This is a genomic window from Vibrio splendidus 12E03 (assembly GCF_000272105.2).
GTDB lineage: Bacteria > Pseudomonadota > Gammaproteobacteria > Enterobacterales > Vibrionaceae > Vibrio > Vibrio splendidus_I.
The window spans coordinates 1-24,482 of sequence record NZ_AJZD02000091.1 but is presented as its reverse complement, the minus strand read 5'-3'; the positions used below and the strand labels follow the sequence as shown (position 1 = coordinate 24,482).

The window sequence follows — 24,482 nt, the reverse complement described above, 5'->3', positions numbered from 1 at the left end:
AACTTAGGTTGGCCTTAATTATTGGCTAAATGCAGTTTCCACTTGCCTTTCGCCATGGGTATTGCACAATACCGCCCCTATATCTCCCAATCCTTTAGTATTTAGCAAATGATTTCGACCCATGTTACTTATCATCGATAACTACGACTCTTTTACCTATAACTTGTATCAGTATTTCTGTGAGTTAGGGGTAACTGTAAAAGTTGTTCGCAACGATGAGATTGATATTGCGGGCATCGAAGCGCTAAATCCTAGCCATCTTGTTATCTCGCCGGGTCCATGTACGCCCGATGATGCGGGAATTTCGCTACAGGTGATTGAACACTTCGTTGGTAAGCTGCCGATCTTAGGTGTGTGTCTTGGTCATCAAGCCATTGCTCAAGTCTTTGGTGGTGAAGTGGTGAGAGCCAGACAAGTGATGCACGGTAAAACCTCGTCGATCCGCCATAACGGTAAGAGTGTTTTTCAAGGTCTCAATAACCCTCTGACTGTGACTCGTTACCACTCTTTAGTGGTGAAAAACGGCACATTACCAGATTGTTTTGAGCTGACGTCTTGGACAGAATTTGAAGATGGCAGCATGGATGAGATCATGGGGTATCAACACAAAACCTTGCCGATTGATGCGGTGCAATTTCACCCTGAGTCGATTAAAACAGAGCAAGGACACCAGCTTCTCGCTAACTTCCTAGCACGCTGAGTGTTTAAATTTGACCCTTTCTTCGCCTAAATAAGCCAGTTAAACCTGTCAGCCCATTCGTTAAGCGTTTAAATTCGGGCTCTACGCGCCTCCCTCCCTCTGACGCCGATCACTTTTTATAACATTTCTCTCTTGCTTCGCTAAGTTTTTAGCCTATGCAAAATTATTCGCCTTATTTCCTCTCGAACCCTATATACCGCTGTGCCAGTAAGGCTTTGCTATTGCTGGTTATACGTTTAGGTAAAAAAAGCTTCATAAAACAGATTAATTGATGCATAAATAGTCATAGGTAGTGACGTTTAGCTGGTTGTTAGGGATGGCTAAAGAATAATCTACTATTGAAAAGGTTAATTAAATGTAAATATAATGCTGCAGCGGGATTATGGCGAGACAAAATATCTTTGTCTCACTTATGAACCATTACGCTTATTTGCGAAGCTTGCGGTATCGAGAAGGAATGTACGATGACAGTGGAAAATAAAATAGAACGTAGTCTGTTTAATGAGGTGATGGTACCTTGTTATAACCCAATGGAAATGATCCCGGTAAAAGGGGAAGGCGCACGCGTTTGGGACCAACAAGGCCGAGAGTATATCGACTTTGCTGGTGGTATCGCTGTGAGCTGTTTGGGTCACTGTCACCCGGCAATGGTTAACGCCGTTACTGAGCAAGCAAACAAGATTTGGCACCTAAGTAACGTGATGACCAATGAACCTGCACTGCGTCTAGCGAAAAAGCTAACCGATGTATGTTTTGCAGAAAAAGTATTCTTTGCCAACTCTGGCGCGGAAGCGAACGAAGCAGCTCTAAAGCTAGCTCGTCGTTGGGCGGCGGATGTTCACGGTCCTGAGAAATCTGAAATTATTGCATTCAAACAAGGTTTCCACGGTCGTACTTTCTTTACCGTAACGGTCGGTGGTCAAGAAGCTTACTCTGATGGTTTCGGTCCTAAACCGGGCGATGTAACTCACCTGCCTTACAACGATATTGCAGCATTAGAAGCGCACATCTCTGATCGCACTTGTGCAATCATGATGGAACCTCTGCAAGGCGAGGGCGGTATCATCTCTCCAACCTCTGAATTCGTGAACACAGTTCGTGAACTGTGTGACAAACACAACGCACTGCTTATCTTTGATGAAGTGCAAACTGGTAATGGTCGTACGGGTAACTTTTACGCTTACCAAGGTCTAGGTGTGACACCAGATATTCTAAGCACTGCTAAATCTCTAGGTGGTGGTTTCCCGATCGGTGCAATGTTAACGACCACTGAACTCGCGACACATTTAAAAGTCGGTACTCACGGCTCTACTTACGGTGGTAACCCACTGGCGTGTGCTGTTGCAGAAGCGGTTGTTGATGTGGTTAGCCAACCTGAAACATTAGCTGGCGTGAAAGAGCGCGAAGCATTGTTCCGTGATGGTCTTGCTAAGATTAACGATAAGTACCAAATTTTCAGTGAAGTTCGTGGCAAAGGCCTACTACTAGGTGCTGCGCTTAACGAAGAGTGGCAAGGCCGTGCACGTGACGTATTAGTAGCAGCAGGCGAACAAGGCTTGATGGTACTGGTTGCGGGTGCAAACGTGGTTCGTTTCACGCCATCACTGGTTATTACTACACAAGAAATTGAAGAAGGCTTATCAAAACTAGACAAAGCAATTGCTACGCTAGTTTAGCCTGAGCGGCGTCATAGGAATGATCGCCAATAGAGCGATCCCATGACGTTCTGCTAAAGGTCCAAGCTTCTGGTTTTGGGCCTATTTTGCATCTGGAGGGAATATTGATGCTAGTTGTTCGCCCAATAAAATTATCTGATTACGATGCGCTGCATACCTGCGCGGTTGAATCTGGTCACGGATTCACATCTCTTCCGGTTAACGAAGAACTGTTAACTAACCGTATTACTCACTCTGAATACAGCTTTGCCAAACAAGACGTGACTGAACCCGGTGATGAAGGCTACCTAATGGTTGGCTTTGATACTGAAACGGGTGAAGTCGCCGGTACCACAGGAATCGAAGCTTCAATCGGCTGGGATGTTCCGTTTTACTCGTATCACATCAGCAAAGTGGTTCACTCCTCGCAGAAGCTTGGCGTTAATAACGTCGTGAAGCTTTTGACTTTCGGTAATAACTACACCGGATGCAGTGAAATTTGCACGTTATTCTTGCGCCCTGACTTCCGTGGTGGTTTGAACGGTCGTTTGATGTCGAAATGCCGATTCCTACTGATGGCTGAACACCCAGAGCGTTTCTCGAAAACGATTTTTGCTGAGATGCGTGGTGTATCGGATGCAGAAGGTAATTCTCCTTTCTGGCAATGGCTGCAAGAGCACTTCTTCTCGATTGATTTCACGCTTGCTGATTACCTAACCGGTATTGGTAAGAAAGGCTTCATTGCTGATCTTATGCCGAAGCTGCCTATCTATGTGAACCTACTGAGCAAAGAAGCTCAGGCGGTGATCGGAGAGGTTCATGACAATACGCGCCCTGCACTTAAGTTGTTGGAACGTGAAGGTTTCACTAACCGTGGCTATGTCGATATCTTTGATGCGGGCCCAACGGTTGAGTGTGATTTAAGAAACATCGAATCTGTGCGTCATGCGATTAGAGCACAGGTTCAAATTGCAGAGCACTCAAGCTCTAAAGATTTCCTAATTGGTAATACCTCATTTGAGAACTTCCGCGCAGTAGCCGCGAAAGGCGCGTATGACCAAGCAAGCGACACAGTGATTTTATCATCTGAAGTAGCAAGCGCTCTTGAAGTAAAAGAAGGCGAATTCGTTCGCATGTTGGCTCAGTAAGAGCGGCGATTATCTGTCGAAGATTTTAAGGATAGAAGTATGACTCAGTGGATAGCAGGACAGTGGGTGGCAGGTCAAGGTGACGCCATGACATCAGTAAGTCCATACAACAATGAAGTAGTGTGGCAAGGTGATAGCGCAACACCAGCACAGGTTGAATCTGCAGTAGCAGCAGCTCGTGAAGCCTTCTTGGTTTGGAAAAAATTGAGCTTTGCAGAGCGTGAAGCGATCGTGTTGAACTTTGCTGAGAAGGTAAAAGAGAACAGCGAAGAGATTGCACAGATCATCGCAAAAGAGACGGGCAAACCGATTTGGGAAACTCGCACTGAAGCGGGTGCAATGGCGGGTAAAATCGCTATCTCTATTCGTGCTTACCACGAACGTACCGGTGAAGCTTCACGTGAAGCGGCGGGCAACCAAATTGTACTTCGTCACCGTCCATTGGGCGTAATGGCGGTATTTGGTCCTTACAACTTCCCAGGTCACCTACCTAACGGTCATATTGTTCCAGCTCTGCTATCAGGGAACACCGTAGTATTCAAACCTTCAGAGCAGACACCTTGGACGGGTGAGTTTGCAATGAAGCTATGGCAAGAAGCGGGTCTTCCTGCTGGCGTAATCAACCTAGTACAGGGCGCTAAAGAGACAGGTATCGCACTAGCCGATGCTAAAGGTCTTGATGGCGTACTATTCACAGGTAGTGCCAATACCGGTCATATCCTACACCGTCAATTCGCGGGCCAACCGGGCAAGATGCTGGCACTAGAGATGGGCGGCAACAACCCTATGGTGATCAGCGACCAATACGGTGATGCAGACGCAACGGTATACACTATCATCCAATCGGCTTTCATCAGTGCGGGTCAACGTTGTACATGTGCACGTCGCTTATATGTTCCTGTTGGAGAGAAGGGCGATCAACTACTGGATAAGCTCGTTGCTGCGACCTTGAAGATTCGTGTCGATCAGCCATTCGCTGAGCCAGCACCCTTCATGGGGCCACAGATCTCTGAAGCTGCGGCTAAGTTCATTCTGGACGCGCAAGCGAATCTACAATCGCTAGGCGGTGTCAGCCTAGTAGAAGCAAAAGCGGGTCAAGCGGCGTTTGTTTCTCCGGGTATTATCGATGCAACCAACATTGCTGAACTGCCGGATGAAGAATACTTCGGTCCACTGCTACAAATGGTTCGTTACCAGTCACTAGAGCAAGCGGTTGAGTTAGCTAACGATACTCGTTTTGGTTTATCTGCTGGCTTAGTATCAACAGATGATTCTGAATGGGAATACTTCGTGGACCATATCCGTGCGGGTATTGTTAACCGTAACCGTCAGCTAACAGGCGCAAGTGGTGATGCACCGTTTGGTGGCCCGGGTGCTTCGGGCAACCTACGCCCAAGTGCTTACTACGCAGCGGACTACTGTGCTTATCCTATGGCTTCAATGGAAGGTGGCGAAACTCAACTTCCGGCAACGTTTAGCCCGGGTATTGAGCTTTAATTTAGACTAATGAGTCTTAGGCTCATGCGTTAAGCTTGAAATAGGGAAGTGGTGTTATCACTTCCCTTTTCCATCACGTCCGACATCTAGATTGGGCGGTAGATAATAATAGAAAAAGTATGTCACAGGCTGATGGCTGCTGACTCTGTGTCTCAGCCTCTCCCTCTCTAATCCAAATTACTAGCTTGCTAGAACCTCTGACAAGGAGTCACCATGACGCCCGATCTACTCTTTAAATCACTTTGGGACGATTACATTCACAGGCTTTGTCCATCGGCTGAGAAAGTGCATCACTTGCTGAAAGAAGACGAAGCGCTGATTAATGATCACATTGCACTGCGTACTTTCAATGTTGCTCCTTTGGGTATTGAAACATTAGCGAAGCCTTTCCTTGAATTAGGCTATAAGGCGTGTGGCGACTACTTGTTTGAGAGTAAGAAGTTAGTGGCTAAACATTACGAGCACCCAGATCCAAAACAACCAAAAGTGTTCATTAGTGAGTTGAAGGTAGAAGAGTGTTCAAATGACTTGCAACAGATCGTTGCTAAGTTGGTTGAGCAAGTGGACGCAAGTAAGCTTCAAGGCCATGAGTTCTTGTTTGGCGGTCGTCTTTGGGATTTGAGCTTCGCTGACTTCCAAGTGCTCGCAAAAGAGAGCGAATACGCGTCTTGGCTCGCGGCTCATGGATATGGTGCAAACCACTTTACGGTGAGTGTGAACCAGCTAAATGAATTTGATGAAGTGCAGGCGGTGAATGACTACCTGAGCGAGTCAGGCTTCACGATCAATGCATCTGGCGGTCAGGTTAAAGGCTCTCCAGAGGTCTTATTAGAGCAATCATCAACAATGGCAGACAAAGTCCCAGCTTCATTTGTTGAAGGCAATGAGATGATTCCTGGGGGCTTCTATGAGTTCGCTAAGCGTTATGCGATGGTCAACGGTGAGCTTTACACAGGTTTTGTTGCAGCATCAGCTGACAAAATCTTTGAGAGCACCAACGGTTAAAGAAAGATACGAGCACGGATTTTGTCCTAGAGATGCGAGTACGCTTCGCTTCGAGACAGTTTGTGCTTGGAAGCTGTAGGTGTTCTATTCGCATCTCGTATCTGCTCTATAGATCTTAAGAAAACAAAAAAGCCACCAAACTCGCATTTGGTGGCTTTCAAATTTTTGGCTCAGTTAATCGAGATTAACGAGTGCCGTATACCACGATAGTTTTACCGTGTGCAGAAATTAGGTTCTGCTCTTCTAGCATCTTCAAGATACGACCAACTGTCTCACGAGAACAACCAACGATCTGGCCAATCTCTTGACGAGTGATCTTGATTTGCATGCCGTCAGGGTGAGTCATTGCATCTGGCTGTTTCGCTAGGTTTAGTAGCGTTTGAGCGATACGACCTGTTACGTCAAGGAACGCTAAGTCACCAACCTTTTGGCTAGTTACTTGTAGACGGTTTGCCATTTGCGCTGAAAGGCGCATTAGGATATCTGGGTTCACTTGGATAAGTTGACGGAATTTCTTGAAAGAAATTTCAGCTACTTCACAAGGAGATTTAGCACGAACCCAAGCTGTACGCTCTTGGTCTTCTTCGAACAAGCCAAGCTCACCGATGAAGTCGCCTTGGTTTAGGTAAGAAAGAATCATTTCCTTACCTTCTTCGTCTTTGATAAGAACTGCCACAGAACCTTTAACGATGTAGTACAAGGTTTCTGCCTTTTCACCAGCATGAATCAAAGTACTTTTTGAAGGGTACTTATGAATATGACAGTGTGAAAGGAACCACTCTAATGTTGGATCGGTTTGAGGTTTACCTAGAACCATAATATCTCACTTCCTCTGCAGGGTATGCTTGCCGCTTTCCGTATTTTAGCTAAGCCTGGATTGACTTGTAGGATAAGAGCACTCGTTGAGTGCTGCAAGCTATCTTGTGTTTCGTTTAAGAATAGTATCCTTTTTCAGGTACTATTTCTTGATTTTAATCGTGACCAAGCTACGATTTTTTACGCAAAATTGTGCACATGATCACGGTATGAAAAGTAATCAACCAGAATGTCGTTTTGTTAACCTATTTTTCCGGTTTCGATGAGTTGTTGCAGGATTGGCCTCACAATGAGCTCCATAGCAAAACTCATCTTGCCGCCTGGCACCACTAGCGTGTTATGACGAGACATAAACGAGCCATCAATCATAGCCAGAAGGTAGGGGAAATCGACGTTTTTGATGCCACGCAAACGTATAACTACGAAGCTTTCGTCTAAACTTGGAATCCCTTTGGCGTTGAGTGGGTTGGATGTATCTACGGTTGGAACACGCTGAAAGTTGATGTGAGTTCGCGAAAATTGTGGGGTAATGTAGTTAAGGTAATCATCCATCGAACGAACAATGGAGTCCATTACCGCTTCGCGTGAATGGCCACGATCGCGGGTGTCACGAACGAATTTTTGAATCCACTCTAGGTTTACGATAGGTACCATGCCGATCAGCAAATCGACGTGTTGAGAAACGTTAATGTCGCCATCAACCACACCACCGTGCAGGCCTTCGTAAAACATCACATCGGAATTTTCAGGGATCTCCTGCCATGGCGTAAAGGTGCCCGGCATTTGATTGTAAGGCACGGCTTCATCGAAGGTGTGCAGGTAGCTTCGTACTTTACCTGTACCTTCGTTACCGTATTTACGGAAGAACTCTTCTAGCGCACCAAAGTCGTTGGCTTGTGGACCAAAGTAGCTGATGTGCTTACCTTGCTCGCGCGCTTTACGGATCTCGACATCCATCTCTGGGCGAGTGAAGCGATGGAAACTATCCCCTTCAACCCAAGCTGCCTTCACGTCCATCATATTGAACATTTTACGGAAGGCTTCTGAGGTGGTGGTGGTGCCGGCTCCAGATGAACCCGTCACCGCAATAATTGGATGTTTAGCGGACATGACAACCCTTGTCTTTTGAGTAACTTACTTGTTAGCAATCGTTTACCACTATAACACGGCTCCTTTATGAGCGCAGCTTAGAAGCGTTTTGTGACTTGAATATCAACGGTTTCATGGAGCTCAGAAAACACGATGCTGACTTCTCCTGAAGCTAATTGATGTTTCACTTGGTCAATCTTGTTTTGCAGTGAAACCTCTACGTCGCCGTAGTCTGTGCCTTCACGCAGCACGAACTCTTTGATGAGGTTTTCCAGTGTCTCTGGCGCAATGTCTTGCCATGGGATGATCATAAATACTTCTCTCTTTTATGTTCATAAATAGGTTTATTGATGTAGAAATGCGTGTGCTTAGTAATGTTTTGCTTCTATTTACTAAGGCTCGGTCATTATGCCGAATCTTGGATACTTTCATAGTAGGCAGGCAAGGCTTCTTCTAACCAAAACCTTGGCTTGAGTGTGCTACCAGTAATAAACCCAACATGGCCGCCTTTTTGAAACAGTCGATAATCGATGTTATCGGGCAGAACGAACTTTGGGATCACATCATCGGTCATGAAAGGGTCGTCTTTGGCATGAATGATCTGAGTCGGTAGTTTGATCTTATTGAGCTTAGGCAGCGCAGAACATTGCGCATAATAATCTTGGGCATTTTTGAAGCCGTGCAGAGGCGCAGTGATTCGTTCATCAAATTCATACAGTTTGGTGATGTTCTTGATGGCTTCAGCGGTGATGCCAAGTTTTTCCTGTAGTAGGTTAACCTTTTTTAGCGCATTCGATTTTAGAGAGTTGAGCAGGTACTTCTTATAGAGCTTGGAGAAACCACGCTCAATGCGACTAGAGCAACACGCTAAGTCAAAAGGAGCAGATACGATGGTCGCCGCCGACAGCAATGGGTCGTCTGCGTACTCAGCCAAGTAGTTCGCCAGCATGTTTCCACCTAAAGATATGCCAACCGCAACCTTAGGGTTATTCGGAAACTGGGCGTGCAGGTGTCTTAGGAAAAAACGCGCATCTTCGACTTCACCTGAATGGTAAGCGCGAGCCAGGCGATTGGGTTTTCCGCTGCAGCCTCTGAAGTGCATCATCACGGACAACCAACCATCTTTAGCAAACGCATTCATTAATCCATTGGCATAAGGGCTCTCAAAGCTACCTTCTAAACCATGGAATAGAACGAATATCGGCTTGCTACTGCGATCATTCTTATTTGAGGTGTCACCGTCTGGTGATTCGCTCCAAGCAAGATCAAGAAAGTCACCATCGGGTGTTTCTAAGGTTTGCCAGTGAGGATGAAACAGCGCCTGCTTCCTAATAAACCGTGGCACTAAGGTTTGTAAGTGCGGATTAGAGAGACCAGCAGCTGCGGTAAATATTGTCATAAAAACGATCCATGCTTCTTTTACGGGTTCTGATAACGTGTTGAGCTTGTAACGAAACGCTCACGTTTTTATTTGAGCTTGGTTGATTCTCGGCATAAGCGCAAGGCTTCACTTATACGAGATACAAAAACAAGCTATGGGTAACCGTTTGAATAATCTCAAGGTTAAGCTTGGATCTTGATGGAATAAAAGGGAAAGAGAACGAGCTAAGGCTGAGGTGCTGGTTCAGAAAAAGCGTCGTAGAGGTTTTCTGCCCCTAATAAACGGCAGTACTGAAACGCGAGCGGTGATTGCTGATTGGTGTACAGTTGTAGGGAGTTAATACAGTCGACGAGATCGGACTGTTGTTGCTTTTCAAGTTGTAACTCAAACTGCAAGGCTTCACGGTATAGCGAGTCGACAACGTGTGCTTTGAGGTGTTTACGTAGCTCTCGATAACTATGAAGCAAGGTTTCAGAGCGGCTCAAGCACTGTTGAACCTTGTGCCACTCTTCTTCAGCAAAAGACAATTGCTGCTCATCAAGCCATTTGAGAAGCAGCAGTAGATTGACGTTGCCGTGGAACTGGTTTTGCAAAGCTAAGCACGCATCCTTTACACCGCGCACACTGTAATACTGAAGGCTAAATTGCCATAGTCGTTCCAGTGTGAGTGATATTGGGGCGTGCTCTGGGCTCATAAGCTATCCATATCCTGTTCCATCTGCTCAAGCTCTTCTTGAGTGGACATCCAATCCATTTCAACTTCTTCTAGCTGTGACTTACTGCTCGCTTGGAGAGCGAGTACTTTATTCAGTTTAGCCTTATTTTCAGCTTCATACAGTGATGTGTCGGATAATTCTTGCTCGGCTTCTTCAAGAGCCTGCGTTAATTTATCCATCTGCTTTTCAAATTGAGTGAGCTTTTTACGCAGTGGTGCCGTCAGTTTACGGAACTCGGCTTCTTTTCGTTTCTGCTCTTTTTTCGCTGCTGCACTGTTGGCGCCGTCTTTGGCTGGTGCCAATGCTTGTGCTTCTTTGCGCTCAACTTTCTGTTGTTCGGTTAGCCACTTGTAGTAATCGCTTAAGTCACCATCAAATGGTGCTACTTGGCGGTCGTGTACAAGGTATAAATCATCGGTAGTCGCACGCAGTAGGTAACGGTCGTGCGATACGATAACCATTGCGCCTTCAAACGTCTGCAGGGCAAAAGTCAGCGCCTGACGCATGTCGAGATCTAAGTGGTTGGTTGGTTCATCGAGTAGCAACAGGTTTGGTTTTTGCCATACCAGTAGCGCTAATACTAAACGCGCTTTTTCACCACCAGAGAAGGGGGCCACTTTATCGAGCGCTTTTTCACCTTGGAAACCGAAGCTACCTAGGTAATGACGCAGTTGTTGTTCGGTGTGCTTAGGGGCAATCTGCATCATGTGTTGCAGCGGTGTTTCTTCAGGGTGCAGCGTCTCTAACTGGTGCTGTGCAAAGTAACCAATCTTAACGCCTTGCGAATAGCTCAGTTCACCGCCTTGCTGTTTCAGTTCGCCAGAAAGCAGCTTAATCAGCGTTGATTTACCAGCACCGTTTCGACCAAGCAAACCAATACGACTGCCCGGCACTAGGTTGAGGCGAATCTTCTCTAGAATCAGATTGTCATCATAGCCCGCTGATACTTCGTCCATCATCATGATTGGATTTGGTAGCGCGTCTGGTTCTCTAAATTCAAAGCTGAATGGGTTATCAAACTGAGCAGGCAGCACTTGCTCCATTTTCTCTAACGCTTTAATACGGCTTTGCGCTTGGCGAGCTTTTGACGCTTTGTAACGGAAACGATCAATGTAGCTCTGCATGTGAGACATCTGTTTCTGCTGTTTTTGGTACATCGCTTGTTGCAGAATCAGTTTTTGTGCTCGTTGGGTTTCGAACGATGAGTAGTTACCCGTGTACTCATTGAGCTGTTGATTTTCAACGTGCACGATGCGGTTGACGATAGGGTCCAAGAAGTCTCTATCGTGCGAGATAAGTACTAGTGTGCCAGGGTAGCTTTGTAACCAACGCTCTAGCCACATTACTGCGTCTAAATCCAAGTGGTTGGTCGGTTCATCGAGTAGCAGTAGGTCACTGCGACACAGTAGGGCTTGCGCTAGGTTCAAACGCATACGCCAACCACCTGAGAACTGAGTCAGGTTCCATGTCATTTGTTCTTGGCTAAAGCCTAGGCCGTCCAGTAACTCGGCAGCACGAGCCTTGATGCTGTAACCACCAATGGTTTCAATCTTGCCGTGGATCTCTGCGACCAATGTGCCGTTGTCGGCTTGTTCAGCTTTCTCTAGTTGATCTTCAAGGCCGCGGTATTCACGGTCGCCATCAATCACGTATTCAATTGCTGTTCTTTCTAATGCCGGTGTTTCTTGAGCAACCCAAGCCATTTCCCAATGGGCTGGTTTACTGAATGAACCAGCATCAATCGACAGTTCGTCCTTAATTAAGGCGAATAGCGTAGATTTACCACAGCCGTTTTTACCAACCAAACCGATCTTGTCGCCAGGGTGAAAAGTCGCAGATGCTTGGTCGAGGAGTGGCTTACCGCCGCGTAGCAATTGAATATCAGAGAAAGTAATCATAATTGAAATAGCATAGAAATTAGAGGTGAACAGACGCCTGCATAGTAGGCTGAAACCAGATAAAAGTCGATCACAATGCAATTTGCGTTATGATGCCAATAACATATTAATAACTTTTGCTTAAATTCTTGTGGCCTTGCCACCGTTTAGCCCTCAAAGGAATGTTTCAAAGGAATGAGTAATACTCCCTCGACAGACAAAGTCGTGCCAAAGGTGTTGATCATCTACGCGCACCCAGAGCCGCAAACCTCTATTGCTAACCAGATGATGGTTAAGAAGGTAGAGTCGCTCGGTCATGTCAAAGTTCATGATCTCTACGCCATCTACCCAGACTTCTTTATCGATGTGCCTTATGAGCATGAATTGCTCCTTCAATACGATGTGATCGTGTTTCAGCATCCTCTGTTCATGTATTCCTGCCCTTCATTGTTAAAAGAGTGGTTTGATCGCGTGTTAGGCAAGGGCTTTGCGTTTGGTGAGCAAAGTGCGCTTAAAGGCAAACACTGGCGCAGTGTGATTACTACCGGTGGTAAAGAAGAGGCGTTTGGTGCCGCAGGCTATAATAAATATCCATTACAAGAGATCTTGCAACCATTCGAGCTCACCGCTTCTTTGTGTCAGATGAATTGGATATCCCCTTTGGTTTTGCACTGGGCACGAAATGTCACCGATATGACGCGTTACCAACACGCCGAAGCGTATCGAAACTGGTTGCGAGACCCGCTACAAGATATAGGAGCAGATGATGGCTCTGACTAATGATTTTCTACAAAGTAGCGTTATATTTTTAGCGGCTGCTGTGGTTGCGGTTCCTATCGCACAGCGCGCCGGTTTGGGCTCGGTCCTCGGTTACTTATTAGCGGGCGTTGCAATTGGCCCATGGGGGCTTGGCTTAATCAGTGATGTAGAGGCGATTCTGCACTTCTCCGAATTCGGGGTGGTACTGCTGCTCTTCCTGATTGGTCTCGAACTTAACCCGAAAAAACTGTGGCAGATGCGGGCGCCTATTCTCGGGTTGGGTGGCGCACAAGTGCTGATCACCACTCTGATTATTACCGCCATCGCGTGTGTGTTTGGTTTAACTTGGCAAACGAGCTTAGTCATCGGTATGGGTTTAGCTTTGTCTTCGACCGCTATTGCCTTGCGTGTTATTGAAGAGCGAGAGCTTGGTGGCAAAGAAGCCGGGCAGTCAGGCTTTGCAGTACTGCTTTTCCAAGATATCGCCGTTATTCCAATGTTGGCAATGTTGCCTTTGCTTGCGGGTAATACCGGCGGTAGCTGGGCTGACATGTTATGGATGCTGGGTGGTGTGATTGGTCTGCTGGTCGGTGGTCACTTCTTGTTGAGACCACTGTTCCGATACGTAGTGATGAGTGGTGTGCGTGAGTTATTCACCGTCGCAGCGCTGTTATTGGTAATTGGTATTGCCGTAATCATGCAACAGATAGGCTTGTCGATGGCATTGGGTACTTTCCTAGCAGGCGTACTTCTGGCTGAAAGTGAATATCGACATGAGCTTGAAATCGCCATCGACCCATTCAAAGGGTTATTGCTTGGTTTGTTCTTTATTTCTGTGGGGATGGCGGTGAACTTAGGCTTACTCGCTGAAAGCCCATTCGCGATACTGATTGCCGTTTCTGCATTGGTCGTATTGAAAGGCTTAGTGCTGTATGCGCTGGCTCGAATCTTTGGTACTCAGCCCAAAGCCCGTAGCCGAATGGCGATGATTCTCAGCCAAGGTGGTGAGTTCGCTTTCGTTATTTTTACCGCGGCGAGTGCGCAGGGCATATTAAGTGGCGAACAAGTGTCGTTCTTATTGGTGGTTGTGAGCCTTTCAATGGTAACCACGCCATTGATGCTCAAGCTGCAAGACCGATTCTTTGCTCGTCAACTTAATCAAATCAGTGAGAACGCAATGTCTTCGGATGTTGTCGATCGCAGCCCTCGAGTGATCATTGCAGGCTTTGGTCGTTTTGGTCAGATCATTGGCCGCTTGATGTACGCCAACAAGATTCGCATCACCGTTCTTGAAAGTGATGCCAGCCAAATCCACATCCTGAGAAAGTTCGGCTACAAGGTATTTTACGGTGATTCAACGCATCTAGAGCTGTTACGCGCAGCCGGTGCTGATAAAGCAGAAGCGATTGTTCTGTGTACTGACTCTCCCGATGAAATAATGAAAACCGTTGATCTATGTAAGCAGCACTTCCCACGTTTAAAGATCTTAGCGCGTGCCCGAAGTCGTGTTGAAGCGTATCAATTACTTAACCACGGTGTGAGTAACTACTCTCGTGAAACCTTCCTTGGGGCCCTGGATTTAGGCCGTCAAACATTGACTGAACTTGGCATGCATCCATATAAAGCGAAGCGAGCAGAAGCACACTTTAGAAAGTTGGATAATGGTATGCTGAAAGAGTTACTGCCTCAGCATAACGAAGATGCTGAGTTAGCCCAAAGAGCGAAAGAGGCTCGTAAAGAACTTGAAGAGATCTTTGGACATGAGATGGAAAACGATCACCAATCTCGAAACTATTGGCAGTAGCTCGAATTGAGAGCTAATAGCTTGAGTTTAGAGATAGAGCTTGAGCTTAGAAATAATAGTCTAGAGAACCAATCTAATAATAAACGTGGTCTCTGCTTTTTCTTAAATAGATCTAGAGTAGAAGAACTGCGGATCCAGAGTAGTAAAGGATATCAACGTGAAACAGAAAAAACGCTTTATCGCAGGGGCAAGCTGCCCAAGTTGTAGTACTCAAGACACACTCCGTTGGTGGATTGAAAATAATATAGAGCTGGTGGAATGTGTCGATTGTGACTTCACAGAACAGCGTAAACCGAAAACTGTAGAGAAATCTGAACACGCGAATCAAGAAATGATCGGTATTTTTAAGCCAGAATGATTGAGTTTCGTCAATTGATCCCCATAATATCCGGGTACAGAATTTTTCCTAAGCTCAACTGTTCGAGCTTAGTCCAAACCTCCTTGGAGCTCTCATGAAAATTGAAAAGAACGTAGTAGTTAGTGTTGCATATCAAGTGAAACTTGAAGATGGCGTAGTAGTTGACCAATCAACTGCAGAAGCTCCACTAGATTACCTTCACGGTCACAACAACCTAATTACAGGTCTTGAAAAAGAGCTTGAAGGCAAAGTAGCTGGCGACAAGTTCTCTGCAACTGTTACTCCAGAAGACGCTTACGGCGAGCACAACGACGCACTAGTTCAACGTGTTCCTGCTGACGTATTCCAAGGTGTGGAGCAAATCGAAGTTGGCATGCGTTTCCTTGCGGATACTGATCAAGGTCCAATCCCAGTTGAAGTTACTGAAGTAGATGGCGACGAAGTTGTTGTTGATGGTAACCACATGCTAGCTGGGCAAACTCTAACGTTTGACGTTGAAGTTGTAGCGGTCCGTGAAGCGACTGAAGAAGAAGTTCAACACGGTCACGTACACCAAGAAGGCGGCTGTGGCGGTCACGACCACGATCATGACCACGAAGGCGGTTGCTGTGGTGGCGAAGGCCATGACCACGGTGAAGAGAAGAAAGACGGCTGCTGCGGCGGTGGTAGCTGTGGTTCTCACTAATACCGAATTAACGGTTTAGTTTAAGAATCTTGAAAGCCTCCCTTGTGGAGGCTTTTTGCGTTTAGGAGTCTAGCTTTTTGGCCTCGCTTTTATCTACCCGGCAAGCATTCGCAAAAAGTTTGGTTTTCGCTATCAGACATAGAATCATGGATGTGGTATTGATAGCACAATATTATAAGACGACGTCAATGGAGAGTTTGTATGTCACAGCCTTTTTCAATTGCCATTCATGGTGGTGCAGGAACCATCTTGCGAGAGCAAATGAGCGATGAATTAAAAGCGGGTATTACCGAGGCTTTGGAAAAGTCGGTTTTGGCGGGCTATCAAGTATTGAAAGCGGGTGGTGATGCTCTGGATGCGGTAGTGGCATCGGTCAAGGTGATGGAAGACAGTCCGCACTTTAATGCAGGTAAGGGCTCTGTTCTTACGCATGATGAGTTTGTAGAGATGGATGCTTCTGTGATGCACGGCCGCGAAATGGATGCGGGTGCTATTGCAGGCGTTCGCCATATCAAAAATCCAATTGAACTTGCGCGTGATGTGATGCTGAAAAGCGACCATGTGTTGCTGATTGGTGAAGGTGCCGAGAAGTTTGCGTTTGAGCATGAGTACACCTTTACCGAGCAAGACTACTTCTTTACTGAGCGCCGCTATGATCAACTTCAGTCGATGAAAGAGAAAGGCATCTTTGCTCTGTCTGAAGCGAAATATGATGAACAGCAAGCTGAGAAATACCCCGACGACAAAAAGTACGGCACGGTCGGTGCAGTCGCATTAGACCAAGCGGGTAACTTAGCAGCAGCAACCAGTACCGGTGGCGTGACAAATAAGAAATACGGCCGTGTGGGTGACTCTCCGATTATTGGGGCGGGAACCATCGCTGAAAATGGCAACGTTGCCGTCTCAACAACAGGGATGGGTGAGTTCTTCCTACGTAAAATGGTCGCCAGTGATGTCGCAGCACGAATGCGTTATCTGAAAGAAGATGTACACACCGCTTGTGAAACGATCATTCAAGGTGAATTGAAAACCATGGGTGGAGAAGGCGGCTTGATCGCTATCGATGGCCAAGGCGATATTCATTTTGGTATGAACAGCTCAGGAATGTATCGTGCAAGTGTTGATACTCAAGGTCGTGTTGAAGTGAAGATTTATGCCGATGATTAAGTTTCTATCGGCTTAATTGGCTTTAGTTGAATTAGCGCAGATTAAACAAACAAAAGGGCGACAGATAAGCATCTGTCGCCCTTTTAGTTTTCTATGTCCCGTTCTGAAATGTGTTTACACATTGAGGACGAGAAACTAACGATATACGTCGCTAGAATCAATTCGTTATTTTGAACCGCACTTAGTAGTGTGGAGGTGGCGTCTCTTCTGATGCGTCAGCTAGATTAGAGCCATCCATATTTTTCACTTTGCCAACCACGAATTTCATCTGGTCTTGCATTCTCGTGATCAACATTTGTTGTTGGCTAAGCGCTTCATTGAGTTCTTCAATGGTTTGTTCTTGGAAAGCTAACTGACACTCTAGGTCATTTACGCGGCTTTCTAGTTGTTCAACTCGCTTTTCTGTCATCGTTCTTAATCCACATTCCAAGCTTGGGCAATGCCCGCAGAGGTGCCCGATATCACACGGTTCTTATCATCAAAGGCTGCATCATACACTACCGCACGAGGAGGGCGAGCATCTTTTAGTGGCTCAGCATCGTGGCGAGAAATTCGTTTGCCATCCTGAGTATTCCACACGCTCACTTGGCTGGATGGTGTGCCAGTCACCAACATACTGCCGTCATCAGAAAAGCGAGCACTCGAGAAAATCAACTGTCGAGACCAGCTTTGCAATTGCGCTTGAGGTTCGCCCGTTTCAAGATCCCAAATCATCGCTTGATTGCCGCCATCAGAGGTAAAAGCCAGCTCGCCATCGCGTTGGAGTGCAACTCGTACTACTCTTTGTTCATGCTCGAAGGTACGTAACACCAAACCTGATTCGGTATCCCAAAGGTAAGCTTTGTAGTCGTTGCCGCCTGATAATGCGTAGCGGCCATTAGAAGAGAGGGAGACTGAATTCACTTTTTCTCGGTGAGCAAGGAACTCCAGACGGCGTCCGGTGACTAAGTCCACATAGATGGCTTTGCCATTAGAAAGGCCAAGCAGTACTTTTTCACCATTGCTAGAGATATCGACATCGCGAATCAAGCCGTCGGAGATAGACCAGAGCCCTTGTGCTTGAGTCCAAGATAAGTCCCAAACGGCGAAGTTCATCTGGCTAGCGGTAATGGCAAAACGGCCATTGTCCGAGATACGGATACGCGATACTTGGTTTTCTAACTGGTCTTGTGGACCAAGCTGAGCCAACTCTTGGTCTTCGGCGAGGTCCCAAAGGAGCAGTTGCTTTTGCTGAGAGTAGAGCAGGGCGAAGCGTCCATCTCTGCTGAGTGCAAAGCTGGTGGCACCATTGGGCTCAATTTCCCAACGTTGCTCATCATCTTGGAAGAAAAAGCAACCATTTAACAAGGTGATGACAATTGTACATAGCAATGAGTGGAAAAATATTCGCATCACATCTAATAATCCGGTTTGTGTCGAAAGACATATGACTAGTATATTGTTATAACTAACGTATTCACACCAATCTAATCATTAGATTTGTGCACAATAACCAATGGCTTGGCCATTAATTGGAGAATTCAATGAAATCAGTTTTAAAAGTATCACTGCTTGCCGCAACGGTTATGCTAGCAGTTGGTTGTCAGAAAGAAGAACCAAAGGCAGAAGCTCCACAGGTAGAAGAAGTTAAAGTTGAAGCAGTAAACTTTAAAACAGAAGATGACAAAGCGGCTTACGCAATCGGTGTATCTTTCGCTAACTACCTAAGCACAAGCATTGATAAGCCAAGCGAGCTAGGTATCAACCTAGACAAAGATATGGTTCTTCAAGGTATCGAAGACGTATTCGCAGAGAAAACAGCACTTAACGAAGAAGAAACTCGCGCAGCTCTTGAAGCTCTAGACAAGCGTGTTGCTGAAACGATGCAAGCACAAGCGGCAGAAAAATCTGCAGAAGTGAAGAAAGCCGGTGATGACTTCCGTGCTGAGTTCGCTAAAACTGAAGGCGTTAAGCAGACTGAATCTGGTCTACTTTACCAAGTAATGACTGCTGGTGAAGGCGCTTCTCCAAAAGACACTGATACCGTTCAAGTACACTACAAAGGTACGCTAACAGACGGTACTCAGTTCGACAGCTCTTACGATCGTGGCGAACCAGCGACATTCCCACTAAACCGCGTAATCCCTGGCTGGACTGAAGGCGTACAACTGATGCAAGTTGGTTCTAAGTACAAGTTCGTTATCCCGCCAGAGCTAGCATACGGTGAGCAAGATACACCGACTATCCCAGCTAACTCAACGCTAGTATTCGAAGTAGAACTACTAAACATCGATAACGCTGAAGCAGCTCCTGCACAGTAATATCGGTTAAAAGCCTCGTACTAAAATACGTTGATTGAATAAAAAGCCTAACTTTGAGTTAGGCTTTTTTTATGATTTGAAGATGAGTATTTGATTTTTAAACTTGTTCTAAATCACTAGTTGCAATGTTAGCTAGGTGTGCAATTAAAATTTTCTGATAAACTTACATAAATTTGTTGATTTTTCACACGAAGGTAAGGAATAAGTGACTACTACAGAAACAGTCAATGCAGATGTGTTACTTGAAATGGAATCAGTCCACGTTATGCCATTCAGTGAACACGATAAAATCATTCTAAGATCTTATGAGGCCGTTGTTGACGGTATTGCGAGCCTTATTGGTCCGTTTTGTGAAATCGTTTTGCACTCTTTAGAAGACCTCAATACTTCTGCGATTAAAATTGCCAACGGCGAAAATACGGGTCGTCAGGTTGGTTCGCCGATCACCGATCTTGCATTGAAGATGCTAAAAGATATTGAAGGTTCTAAGCGTAATTTCTCACGTTCATACTTCACTCGCGCTAAAGGCGGAGTGTTGATGAAGTCGATCACGGTTGCTATCCGCAACGGTGAAGACCGAGTGATTGGCCTACTGTGTATTAACGTGAACCTAGACGCGCCATTCTCACAAGTACTGCAATCGTTCATGCCTACGCAAGACGCAGACGAAGCCGCATCATCGGTTAACTTCGCTAGTGACGTTGAAGAACTTGTCGACCAGACGGTTGAACGCACCATTGAAGAAATTAACGCTGACAAATCGGTATCGAACAATACGAAGAACCGTCAGATCGTGATGGAGCTGTACGACAAAGGTATTTTCGATATTAAAGACGCGATTAACCGCGTTGCTGAGCGACTGAACATCTCTAAGCACACCGTGTACCTATACATCCGCCAACGTAAAACAGAGGATGAAGAGGGTTGCTAAGCTATACACTCCTAGTGAATGGGCCAGTCTATGGCTCACAGTCAGCAAGAAGTGCCTACCAGTTTGCCGTGGCTCTGATTAAACAGGGCCACAAACTTCACAGTGTGTTCTTCTATCAAGATGGCGTCAGTAACGGCTCAGACCTTACCGTACCGGCTAACGATGAATTTGACTTAGCTTCTGCTTGGCAAAAGCTGGCTGATGAGCACGATGTTAGCCTTGAAACCTGTGTGGCAGCTGCACTAAGACGCGGAGTGATTAGCTCTGAAGAAGCAGAGCAACATCAACTAAGTGCCTCTAACCTAGCCACGGGGTTTACTCAGGCCGGATTAGGGAGCTTATCAGAAGCGCTACTAACGCAAGATAGGGTTGTGCAGTTTTGAGAAAGTTAGCCTTTATATTTAACAGTTTCCCTCATACAACTGCTGCGGGTAGAGAAGGGTTAGACGCATTACTTGCTGCGTCCGCCTACAGTGAAGACATTGCCGTGTTCTTTGTTGGCGATGGCGTGACACAGCTTCTCAAAGCGCAGCAGCCCGACGAAACACTATCGCGTGACTACATCTCCGCATTCAAACTTATGGACTTGTACGACATCGAACAGGTGTATGTGTGTCAGCGGAGTCTGAGTCAGTTTGGTCTTTCAGCCGACAACCTGCTGATCGATGTGACCACCGTTGAAGCCGACGAGTTAACGCAGAAGTTAGCTCAGTGCCAACAGATACTGACTTTCTAGGGGACGCTATGCTTCATATCGTAAAATCAGTCGACAAACTTAAACTCGCATTGACCTATTCTCAGCCACAAGATCAGTATCTTTTGGTGGAAGACGCGGTGTATGTTTGCCTTCCAAATCATGAGTTATTCACTCAAATCTGCGCAGTAGAGCAGGTGTCGGTGTTAAAACCAGATCTAGATAGCCGAGGTTTACAACTACTTGTCTCAAGTACCATTGATCAAGTTGACTTCGATGGCTTCGTTAAACTGACGGTTTTGAACGCCAAATCAGTGACTTGGTAAGTGTGTTCTATCAGTTTGGTTAAAATTAGACCATCCTGAGCTCTAGACGGCTAAAAAAGATCTGTATATTTCTTGACACACCTCCCACTGCTGAATAGAATTTTGCGTCCCTAATTACGACTTGTGATTAGGGATAGATTTTTCACAAAGCTTACTTTCAAGTAAATTTCAGGAGCTAGTTAATGGCAACTATTAACCAGTTGGTTCGCAAACCTCGTGTAAAGCAAGTTGTTAAAAGCAACGTGCCTGCACTAGAAGCGTGCCCACAAAAACGTGGTGTATGTACTCGTGTTTACACTACTACACCTAAAAAACCTAACTCGGCACTACGTAAAGTATGTCGTGTACGTCTAACTAACGGTTTCGAAGTAACTTCGTACATCGGCGGTGAAGGCCACAACCTACAAGAGCACAGTGTTGTACTAATCCGTGGCGGTCGTGTAAAAGACCTTCCGGGTGTTCGTTACCACACTGTTCGCGGCGCACTTGACTGTGCTGGCGTTAACGACCGTAAACAAGGTCGTTCTAAGTACGGTGTGAAACGTCCTAAGTCTTAATTGATTCTCTTTTTAAAAAGAAATCGTTAAGTAAGGCCAAACACTATTTTATTTATTATTCTGAAAAGTTTTGGAAAAAACCTGAAGAAGACAACGGAGAATATCCATGCCACGTCGTCGCGTAATAGGTCAGCGTAAGATCCTTCCAGATCCTAAGTTCAAATCTGAATTGCTGGCAAAATTCGTTAACATCCTTATGGTTGACGGAAAGAAATCTACTGCAGAAAAAATCGTTTACACTGCACTAGATTCAATGGCTGAGAAGTCTGGTAAAGACCACTTAGCTGTATTTGAAGAAGCTCTTGAAAATGTTCGCCCAGCGGTAGAAGTTAAATCTCGCCGTGTAGGTGGTTCAACTTACCAAGTACCTGTAGAAGTTCGTCCGGTTCGCCGTAACGCTCTTGCTATGCGTTGGGTAGTTGAAGCTGCGCGTAAGCGTGGTGAAAAATCTATGGCTCAACGCCTAGCTGCTGAAATGCTAGACGCGTCTGAGAACAAAGGTACTGCGGTTAAGAAACGTGAAGACGTTCACCGCATGGCTGACGCAAACAAAGCGTTCGCACATTACCGTTGGTAATACCTTTTTAGTGCTGCAAGGTTCCTTGCAGCACTTCTTTAGTTCCTATGCTTATGCTAGGAACTATTGCTATTTCTAGGGCAAGCAATTTTAGCGAAGCATCGCTTTTAACGCATAATCTAGACATAGCAATAGTCCCTAAGTCTCTAATAAGAGGATTCAACCGTGGCTCGTAAAACTCCTATAGAGCAATACCGTAATATCGGTATCGTTGCTCACGTAGATGCAGGTAAAACAACCACAAGTGAACGTATTCTGTTCTATACCGGTCTTTCTCATAAAATCGGCGAAGTTCACGATGGTGCAGCAACCATGGACTGGATGGAGCAAGAGCAAGAGCGCGGTATTACGATCACTTCAGCAGCAACCACTACGTTTTGGCGTGGTATGGAAGCGCAGTTCTCGGACCACCGTATCAACATCATCGACACTCCTGGACACGTTGACTTCACAATCGAAGTAGAACGTTCTTTACGTGTACTTGATGGTGCAGTTGTTGTGTTCTGTGGCTCATCTGGTGTTGAACCTCAGTCAGAGACAGTATGGCGTCAAGCTGATAAGTACCAAGTTCCACGTATGGTTTTCGTTAATAAAATGGACCGTACCGGCGCAGACTTCCTGCGCGTAGTTGAACAGATCAAGGACCGCCTAGGCGCAACTCCTGTTCCAATTCAACTGAACATTGGTGCTGAAGAAAACTTCCAAGGCGTTGTCGATCTTATCAAGATGAAGGCAATTAACTGGAACGAAGCTGACCAAGGCATGACTTTTACGTACGAAGATATCCCTGCAGACATGCAAGAAATGGCTGAAGAATATCGTACAGAACTTGTTGAAGCTGCTGCAGAAGCAAATGAAGAGCTGATGGATAAGTACCTTGAAGAAGGTGAACTAACAGAAGCTGAAATCAAACAAGGTCTTCGTACTCGTACCCTTAATAATGAAATCGTACTTGCTACTTGTGGTAGTGCATTCAAAAACAAAGGTGTACAAGCTGTTCTAGATGCAGTTGTTGATTTCCTTCCTTCTCCAGTCGATGTCCCTGCAATTAAAGGTATCGATGAAGACGAAAATGAAGCAGAGCGTCACGCAGACGACAAAGAACCGTTCTCAGCGCTAGCATTTAAGATTGCAACAGACCCATTCGTTGGTACTTTAACTTTCATCCGTGTTTACTCTGGTGTTGTTGAAAGCGGTAAAACAGCTTACAACTCTGTGAAGAAGCAACGTGAACGCTTAGGTCGCATTGTTCAAATGCACTCAAACAAGCGTGAAGAAGTAAAAGAAGTACGAGCAGGTGACATCGCAGCTATCATTGGCCTGAAAGATGTGACTACTGGTGAAACCCTTTGTGACCAGAACCATAAGATTGTTCTTGAGCGCATGGAGTTCCCAGACCCAGTTATTCAGATCGTTGTAGAGCCAAGCTCTCAAGCTGATCAAGATAAAATGACTATCGCTCTAGGTAAACTAGCAGCGGAAGACCCATCGTTCCGCGTTGATATGGATGCGGAAACTGGCCAGACTCTAATTTCTGGTATGGGTGAACTACACTTAGATATCATCGTTGACCGTATGAAGCGTGAATTTAGCGTGAACTGCAACGTTGGTAACCCGCAAGTGGCTTACCGTGAGACTATTCGTGGTACAGCGAAAGCGGAAGGTAAATTTATCCGTGAACATGGTGGTAAAGGTCAGTACGGTCACGTATGGCTAAAACTGGAACCATCAGAAGCTGGCGAAGGCTTTGTCTTTGTGGATGAAATTGCCAATGGTATCGTACCGAAAGAGTTTATTGCTTCAGTCGCTAAAGGCGTTGAAGAGCAGATGAACAATGGTGTGCTTGCTGGCTATCCAGTTTTGGATATCAAAGCTACACTATATGATGGTTCTTACCATGAAACAGATTCAAGTGAGATGGCGTTTACAATCGCTGCCTCTATGGCTTTCAGAACGGGTGCACTTGAAGCGCAACCAGTTTTGCTTGAGCCTATGATGAAAGTTGAAGTAACTACTCCAGAAGACTGGATGGGTGACGTTGTTGGCGATATTAACCGTCGTCGCGGCATCATCGAAGGTATGGACGAGGGGACAGCTGGCCTGAAGATAATTCGTGCACAAGTTCCGTTGTCTGTCATGTTCGGTTACGCAACTGATTTACGTTCTGCGACACAAGGTCGTGCTTCTTACTCTATGGAGTTTAGTGAGTACGCTGAAGTGCCTAACAATGTTGCAAAAGCAATCATTGCAGAGCGTGGTTAAACAAAAGGAAGGCATTTTTTTTCATTTTTTGAAAGAACAATGCGTCCAAATATTGCGCTAACGAGAGTTGGCGCATAAAATAGCAATTTCTGGCGCGTCTCGCTCAATAATGAACGTGGCGAATCATAACTAGGAAGGAACACGATTGTGTCTAAAGAAAAATTTGAACGTACGAAAC

At 45.8% G+C, this 24,482-nt stretch carries 27 protein-coding genes; 18 read left to right on the top strand and 9 right to left on the bottom strand.

Going from position 1 to position 24,482, the window contains the following annotated elements; all coding sequences use genetic code 11:
* Positions 1-121 precede the first annotated feature (121 nt).
* From A142_RS08125 to A142_RS08105, 5 genes are all read left to right on the top strand, one after another.
* The gene (locus A142_RS08125; RefSeq protein WP_029405655.1) at positions 122-700 is read left to right on the top strand and encodes an aminodeoxychorismate/anthranilate synthase component II; all 579 of its coding nucleotides are present in this window, start codon (positions 122-124) and stop codon (positions 698-700) included.
* Between the two features lie 464 nt (positions 701-1,164).
* Complete coding sequence (locus A142_RS08120; RefSeq protein ID WP_019825357.1) at positions 1,165-2,376, top strand: aspartate aminotransferase family protein; 1,212 nt, start codon at positions 1,165-1,167, stop codon at positions 2,374-2,376.
* A 107-nt stretch (positions 2,377-2,483) separates the two neighbouring features.
* A complete protein-coding gene (astA, locus tag A142_RS08115) occupies positions 2,484-3,503 on the top strand; it encodes an arginine N-succinyltransferase (protein WP_029405654.1) in 1,020 nt (339 codons plus the stop codon).
* Between the two features lie 39 nt (positions 3,504-3,542).
* Entirely contained in the window at positions 3,543-5,000 is a 1,458-nt protein-coding gene (astD, locus tag A142_RS08110) for a succinylglutamate-semialdehyde dehydrogenase (protein ID WP_019825353.1), read from the top strand.
* 213 nt (positions 5,001-5,213) lie between these two features.
* Complete coding sequence (locus tag A142_RS08105; RefSeq protein WP_019825351.1) at positions 5,214-6,005, top strand: DUF1338 domain-containing protein; 792 nt, start codon at positions 5,214-5,216, stop codon at positions 6,003-6,005.
* Between the two features lie 184 nt (positions 6,006-6,189).
* Here the strand turns inward: A142_RS08105 and crp are convergent, their stop codons facing one another.
* The 6 genes from crp to A142_RS08075 form a co-directional block, all read right to left on the bottom strand.
* Positions 6,190-6,822, bottom strand: coding sequence for a cAMP-activated global transcriptional regulator CRP (gene crp / locus A142_RS08100; protein WP_004729651.1), 633 nt, complete (start codon positions 6,820-6,822; stop codon positions 6,190-6,192).
* Between the two features lie 239 nt (positions 6,823-7,061).
* On the bottom strand, positions 7,062-7,931 hold the full coding sequence (locus A142_RS08095) for a phosphoribulokinase (protein ID WP_010435210.1): 870 nt from the start codon (positions 7,929-7,931) through the stop codon (positions 7,062-7,064).
* A gap of 77 nt (positions 7,932-8,008) precedes the next feature.
* Complete coding sequence (locus tag A142_RS08090) at positions 8,009-8,221, bottom strand: YheU family protein (RefSeq protein WP_010435208.1); 213 nt, start codon at positions 8,219-8,221, stop codon at positions 8,009-8,011.
* Positions 8,222-8,316: 95 nt separating this feature from the next.
* Entirely contained in the window at positions 8,317-9,309 is a 993-nt protein-coding gene (locus A142_RS08085) for a hydrolase (protein ID WP_019825349.1), read from the bottom strand.
* Positions 9,310-9,515: 206 nt separating this feature from the next.
* Positions 9,516-9,986, bottom strand: a complete 471-nt coding sequence (locus tag A142_RS08080; protein ID WP_019825347.1) for a TIGR02444 family protein — start codon at positions 9,984-9,986, stop codon at positions 9,516-9,518.
* The gene (locus A142_RS08075; protein WP_019825345.1) at positions 9,983-11,905 is read right to left on the bottom strand and encodes an ABC transporter ATP-binding protein; all 1,923 of its coding nucleotides are present in this window, start codon (positions 11,903-11,905) and stop codon (positions 9,983-9,985) included. Before A142_RS08075 ends, A142_RS08080 begins: the two co-directional genes overlap by 4 nt.
* A 174-nt stretch (positions 11,906-12,079) precedes the next feature.
* Here A142_RS08075 and kefG point away from each other — a divergent pair, with 174 nt between their 5' ends.
* The 5 genes from kefG (at position 12,080) to A142_RS08050 (ending at position 16,657) form a co-directional block, all read left to right on the top strand.
* Positions 12,080-12,664: a glutathione-regulated potassium-efflux system ancillary protein KefG gene (gene kefG, locus A142_RS08070; RefSeq protein WP_019825343.1), complete on the top strand. Its 585-nt coding sequence runs from the start codon at positions 12,080-12,082 to the stop codon at positions 12,662-12,664.
* Positions 12,651-14,447 carry a glutathione-regulated potassium-efflux system protein KefB gene (kefB, locus tag A142_RS08065; protein WP_029405653.1) on the top strand — a complete coding sequence of 599 codons (1,797 nt, stop codon included), beginning with the start codon at positions 12,651-12,653 and terminating at the stop codon, positions 14,445-14,447. Before kefG ends, kefB begins: the two co-directional genes overlap by 14 nt.
* 157 nt (positions 14,448-14,604) lie before the next feature.
* The gene (locus A142_RS08060; protein WP_019825339.1) at positions 14,605-14,805 is read left to right on the top strand and encodes a YheV family putative zinc ribbon protein; all 201 of its coding nucleotides are present in this window, start codon (positions 14,605-14,607) and stop codon (positions 14,803-14,805) included.
* 94 nt (positions 14,806-14,899) lie between these two features.
* Positions 14,900-15,490, top strand: coding sequence for a peptidylprolyl isomerase (gene slyD, locus A142_RS08055; protein WP_017061108.1), 591 nt, complete (start codon positions 14,900-14,902; stop codon positions 15,488-15,490).
* Positions 15,491-15,691: 201 nt separating this feature from the next.
* The gene (locus tag A142_RS08050) at positions 15,692-16,657 is read left to right on the top strand and encodes an isoaspartyl peptidase/L-asparaginase family protein (RefSeq protein WP_019825336.1); all 966 of its coding nucleotides are present in this window, start codon (positions 15,692-15,694) and stop codon (positions 16,655-16,657) included.
* A 181-nt stretch (positions 16,658-16,838) separates the two neighbouring features.
* Here the strand turns inward: A142_RS08050 and A142_RS08045 are convergent, their stop codons facing one another.
* Together A142_RS08045 and A142_RS08040 are read right to left on the bottom strand one after the other, a co-directional pair.
* The gene (locus A142_RS08045) at positions 16,839-17,066 is read right to left on the bottom strand and encodes a SlyX family protein (protein ID WP_009848930.1); all 228 of its coding nucleotides are present in this window, start codon (positions 17,064-17,066) and stop codon (positions 16,839-16,841) included.
* A 5-nt stretch (positions 17,067-17,071) separates the two neighbouring features.
* Positions 17,072-18,049: a WD40 repeat domain-containing protein gene (locus tag A142_RS08040; RefSeq protein WP_017063707.1), complete on the bottom strand. Its 978-nt coding sequence runs from the start codon at positions 18,047-18,049 to the stop codon at positions 17,072-17,074.
* A 131-nt stretch (positions 18,050-18,180) separates the two neighbouring features.
* Between A142_RS08040 and fkpA the strand changes: the two genes are divergently transcribed.
* The 8 genes from fkpA to fusA all read left to right on the top strand — a co-directional run bounded on the left by fkpA (position 18,181) and on the right by fusA (position 24,304).
* Positions 18,181-18,957, top strand: coding sequence for an FKBP-type peptidyl-prolyl cis-trans isomerase (gene fkpA, locus A142_RS08035; RefSeq protein ID WP_017061105.1), 777 nt, complete (start codon positions 18,181-18,183; stop codon positions 18,955-18,957).
* Positions 18,958-19,162: 205 nt separating this feature from the next.
* Entirely contained in the window at positions 19,163-19,888 is a 726-nt protein-coding gene (locus A142_RS08030) for a helix-turn-helix transcriptional regulator (protein WP_004729851.1), read from the top strand.
* Positions 19,882-20,271, top strand: a complete 390-nt coding sequence (tusD, locus tag A142_RS08025) for a sulfurtransferase complex subunit TusD (RefSeq protein WP_017063709.1) — start codon at positions 19,882-19,884, stop codon at positions 20,269-20,271. Before A142_RS08030 ends, tusD begins: the two co-directional genes overlap by 7 nt.
* Positions 20,268-20,624, top strand: a complete 357-nt coding sequence (gene tusC / locus A142_RS08020; protein WP_017063710.1) for a sulfurtransferase complex subunit TusC — start codon at positions 20,268-20,270, stop codon at positions 20,622-20,624. The genes tusD and tusC overlap by 4 nt, the downstream gene beginning before the upstream one ends.
* An 8-nt stretch (positions 20,625-20,632) precedes the next feature.
* Positions 20,633-20,908, top strand: a complete 276-nt coding sequence (tusB, locus tag A142_RS08015; protein ID WP_019825329.1) for a sulfurtransferase complex subunit TusB — start codon at positions 20,633-20,635, stop codon at positions 20,906-20,908.
* A 182-nt stretch (positions 20,909-21,090) separates the two neighbouring features.
* Complete coding sequence (gene rpsL / locus A142_RS08010; protein ID WP_004737194.1) at positions 21,091-21,465, top strand: 30S ribosomal protein S12; 375 nt, start codon at positions 21,091-21,093, stop codon at positions 21,463-21,465.
* A gap of 106 nt (positions 21,466-21,571) precedes the next feature.
* Complete coding sequence (gene rpsG, locus A142_RS08005; protein ID WP_010435163.1) at positions 21,572-22,042, top strand: 30S ribosomal protein S7; 471 nt, start codon at positions 21,572-21,574, stop codon at positions 22,040-22,042.
* Between the two features lie 165 nt (positions 22,043-22,207).
* Complete coding sequence (gene fusA / locus A142_RS08000; RefSeq protein ID WP_017061101.1) at positions 22,208-24,304, top strand: elongation factor G; 2,097 nt, start codon at positions 22,208-22,210, stop codon at positions 24,302-24,304.
* Here fusA and A142_RS25280 read toward each other — a convergent pair.
* Positions 24,301-24,482: hypothetical protein (locus A142_RS25280; RefSeq protein ID WP_206744038.1), on the bottom strand; the 182-nt coding region annotated here is incomplete at its 5' end. The two genes, fusA and A142_RS25280, sit on opposite strands and share 4 nt — an antisense overlap.

What these genes read in the sequence shown, in the direction of transcription:
- A142_RS08125 (WP_029405655.1), top strand. Translation starts at nt 122, where the DNA reads ATGTTACTTATCATCGATAACTACGACTCTTTTACCTATAACTTGTAT.
- A142_RS08120 (WP_019825357.1), top strand. Translation starts at nt 1,165, where the DNA reads ATGACAGTGGAAAATAAAATAGAACGTAGTCTGTTTAATGAGGTGATG.
- astA (WP_029405654.1), top strand. Translation starts at nt 2,484, where the DNA reads ATGCTAGTTGTTCGCCCAATAAAATTATCTGATTACGATGCGCTGCAT.
- astD (WP_019825353.1), top strand. Translation starts at nt 3,543, where the DNA reads ATGACTCAGTGGATAGCAGGACAGTGGGTGGCAGGTCAAGGTGACGCC.
- A142_RS08105 (WP_019825351.1), top strand. Translation starts at nt 5,214, where the DNA reads ATGACGCCCGATCTACTCTTTAAATCACTTTGGGACGATTACATTCAC.
- crp (WP_004729651.1), bottom strand. Translation starts at nt 6,822, where the DNA reads ATGGTTCTAGGTAAACCTCAAACCGATCCAACATTAGAGTGGTTCCTT.
- A142_RS08095 (WP_010435210.1), bottom strand. Translation starts at nt 7,931, where the DNA reads ATGTCCGCTAAACATCCAATTATTGCGGTGACGGGTTCATCTGGAGCC.
- A142_RS08090 (WP_010435208.1), bottom strand. Translation starts at nt 8,221, where the DNA reads ATGATCATCCCATGGCAAGACATTGCGCCAGAGACACTGGAAAACCTC.
- A142_RS08085 (WP_019825349.1), bottom strand. Translation starts at nt 9,309, where the DNA reads ATGACAATATTTACCGCAGCTGCTGGTCTCTCTAATCCGCACTTACAA.
- A142_RS08080 (WP_019825347.1), bottom strand. Translation starts at nt 9,986, where the DNA reads ATGAGCCCAGAGCACGCCCCAATATCACTCACACTGGAACGACTATGG.
- A142_RS08075 (WP_019825345.1), bottom strand. Translation starts at nt 11,905, where the DNA reads ATGATTACTTTCTCTGATATTCAATTGCTACGCGGCGGTAAGCCACTC.
- kefG (WP_019825343.1), top strand. Translation starts at nt 12,080, where the DNA reads ATGAGTAATACTCCCTCGACAGACAAAGTCGTGCCAAAGGTGTTGATC.
- kefB (WP_029405653.1), top strand. Translation starts at nt 12,651, where the DNA reads ATGGCTCTGACTAATGATTTTCTACAAAGTAGCGTTATATTTTTAGCG.
- slyD (WP_017061108.1), top strand. Translation starts at nt 14,900, where the DNA reads ATGAAAATTGAAAAGAACGTAGTAGTTAGTGTTGCATATCAAGTGAAA.
- A142_RS08050 (WP_019825336.1), top strand. Translation starts at nt 15,692, where the DNA reads ATGTCACAGCCTTTTTCAATTGCCATTCATGGTGGTGCAGGAACCATC.
- A142_RS08045 (WP_009848930.1), bottom strand. Translation starts at nt 17,066, where the DNA reads ATGACAGAAAAGCGAGTTGAACAACTAGAAAGCCGCGTAAATGACCTA.
- A142_RS08040 (WP_017063707.1), bottom strand. Translation starts at nt 18,049, where the DNA reads ATGCGAATATTTTTCCACTCATTGCTATGTACAATTGTCATCACCTTG.
- fkpA (WP_017061105.1), top strand. Translation starts at nt 18,181, where the DNA reads ATGAAATCAGTTTTAAAAGTATCACTGCTTGCCGCAACGGTTATGCTA.
- tusB (WP_019825329.1), top strand. Translation starts at nt 20,633, where the DNA reads ATGCTTCATATCGTAAAATCAGTCGACAAACTTAAACTCGCATTGACC.
- rpsL (WP_004737194.1), top strand. Translation starts at nt 21,091, where the DNA reads ATGGCAACTATTAACCAGTTGGTTCGCAAACCTCGTGTAAAGCAAGTT.
- rpsG (WP_010435163.1), top strand. Translation starts at nt 21,572, where the DNA reads ATGCCACGTCGTCGCGTAATAGGTCAGCGTAAGATCCTTCCAGATCCT.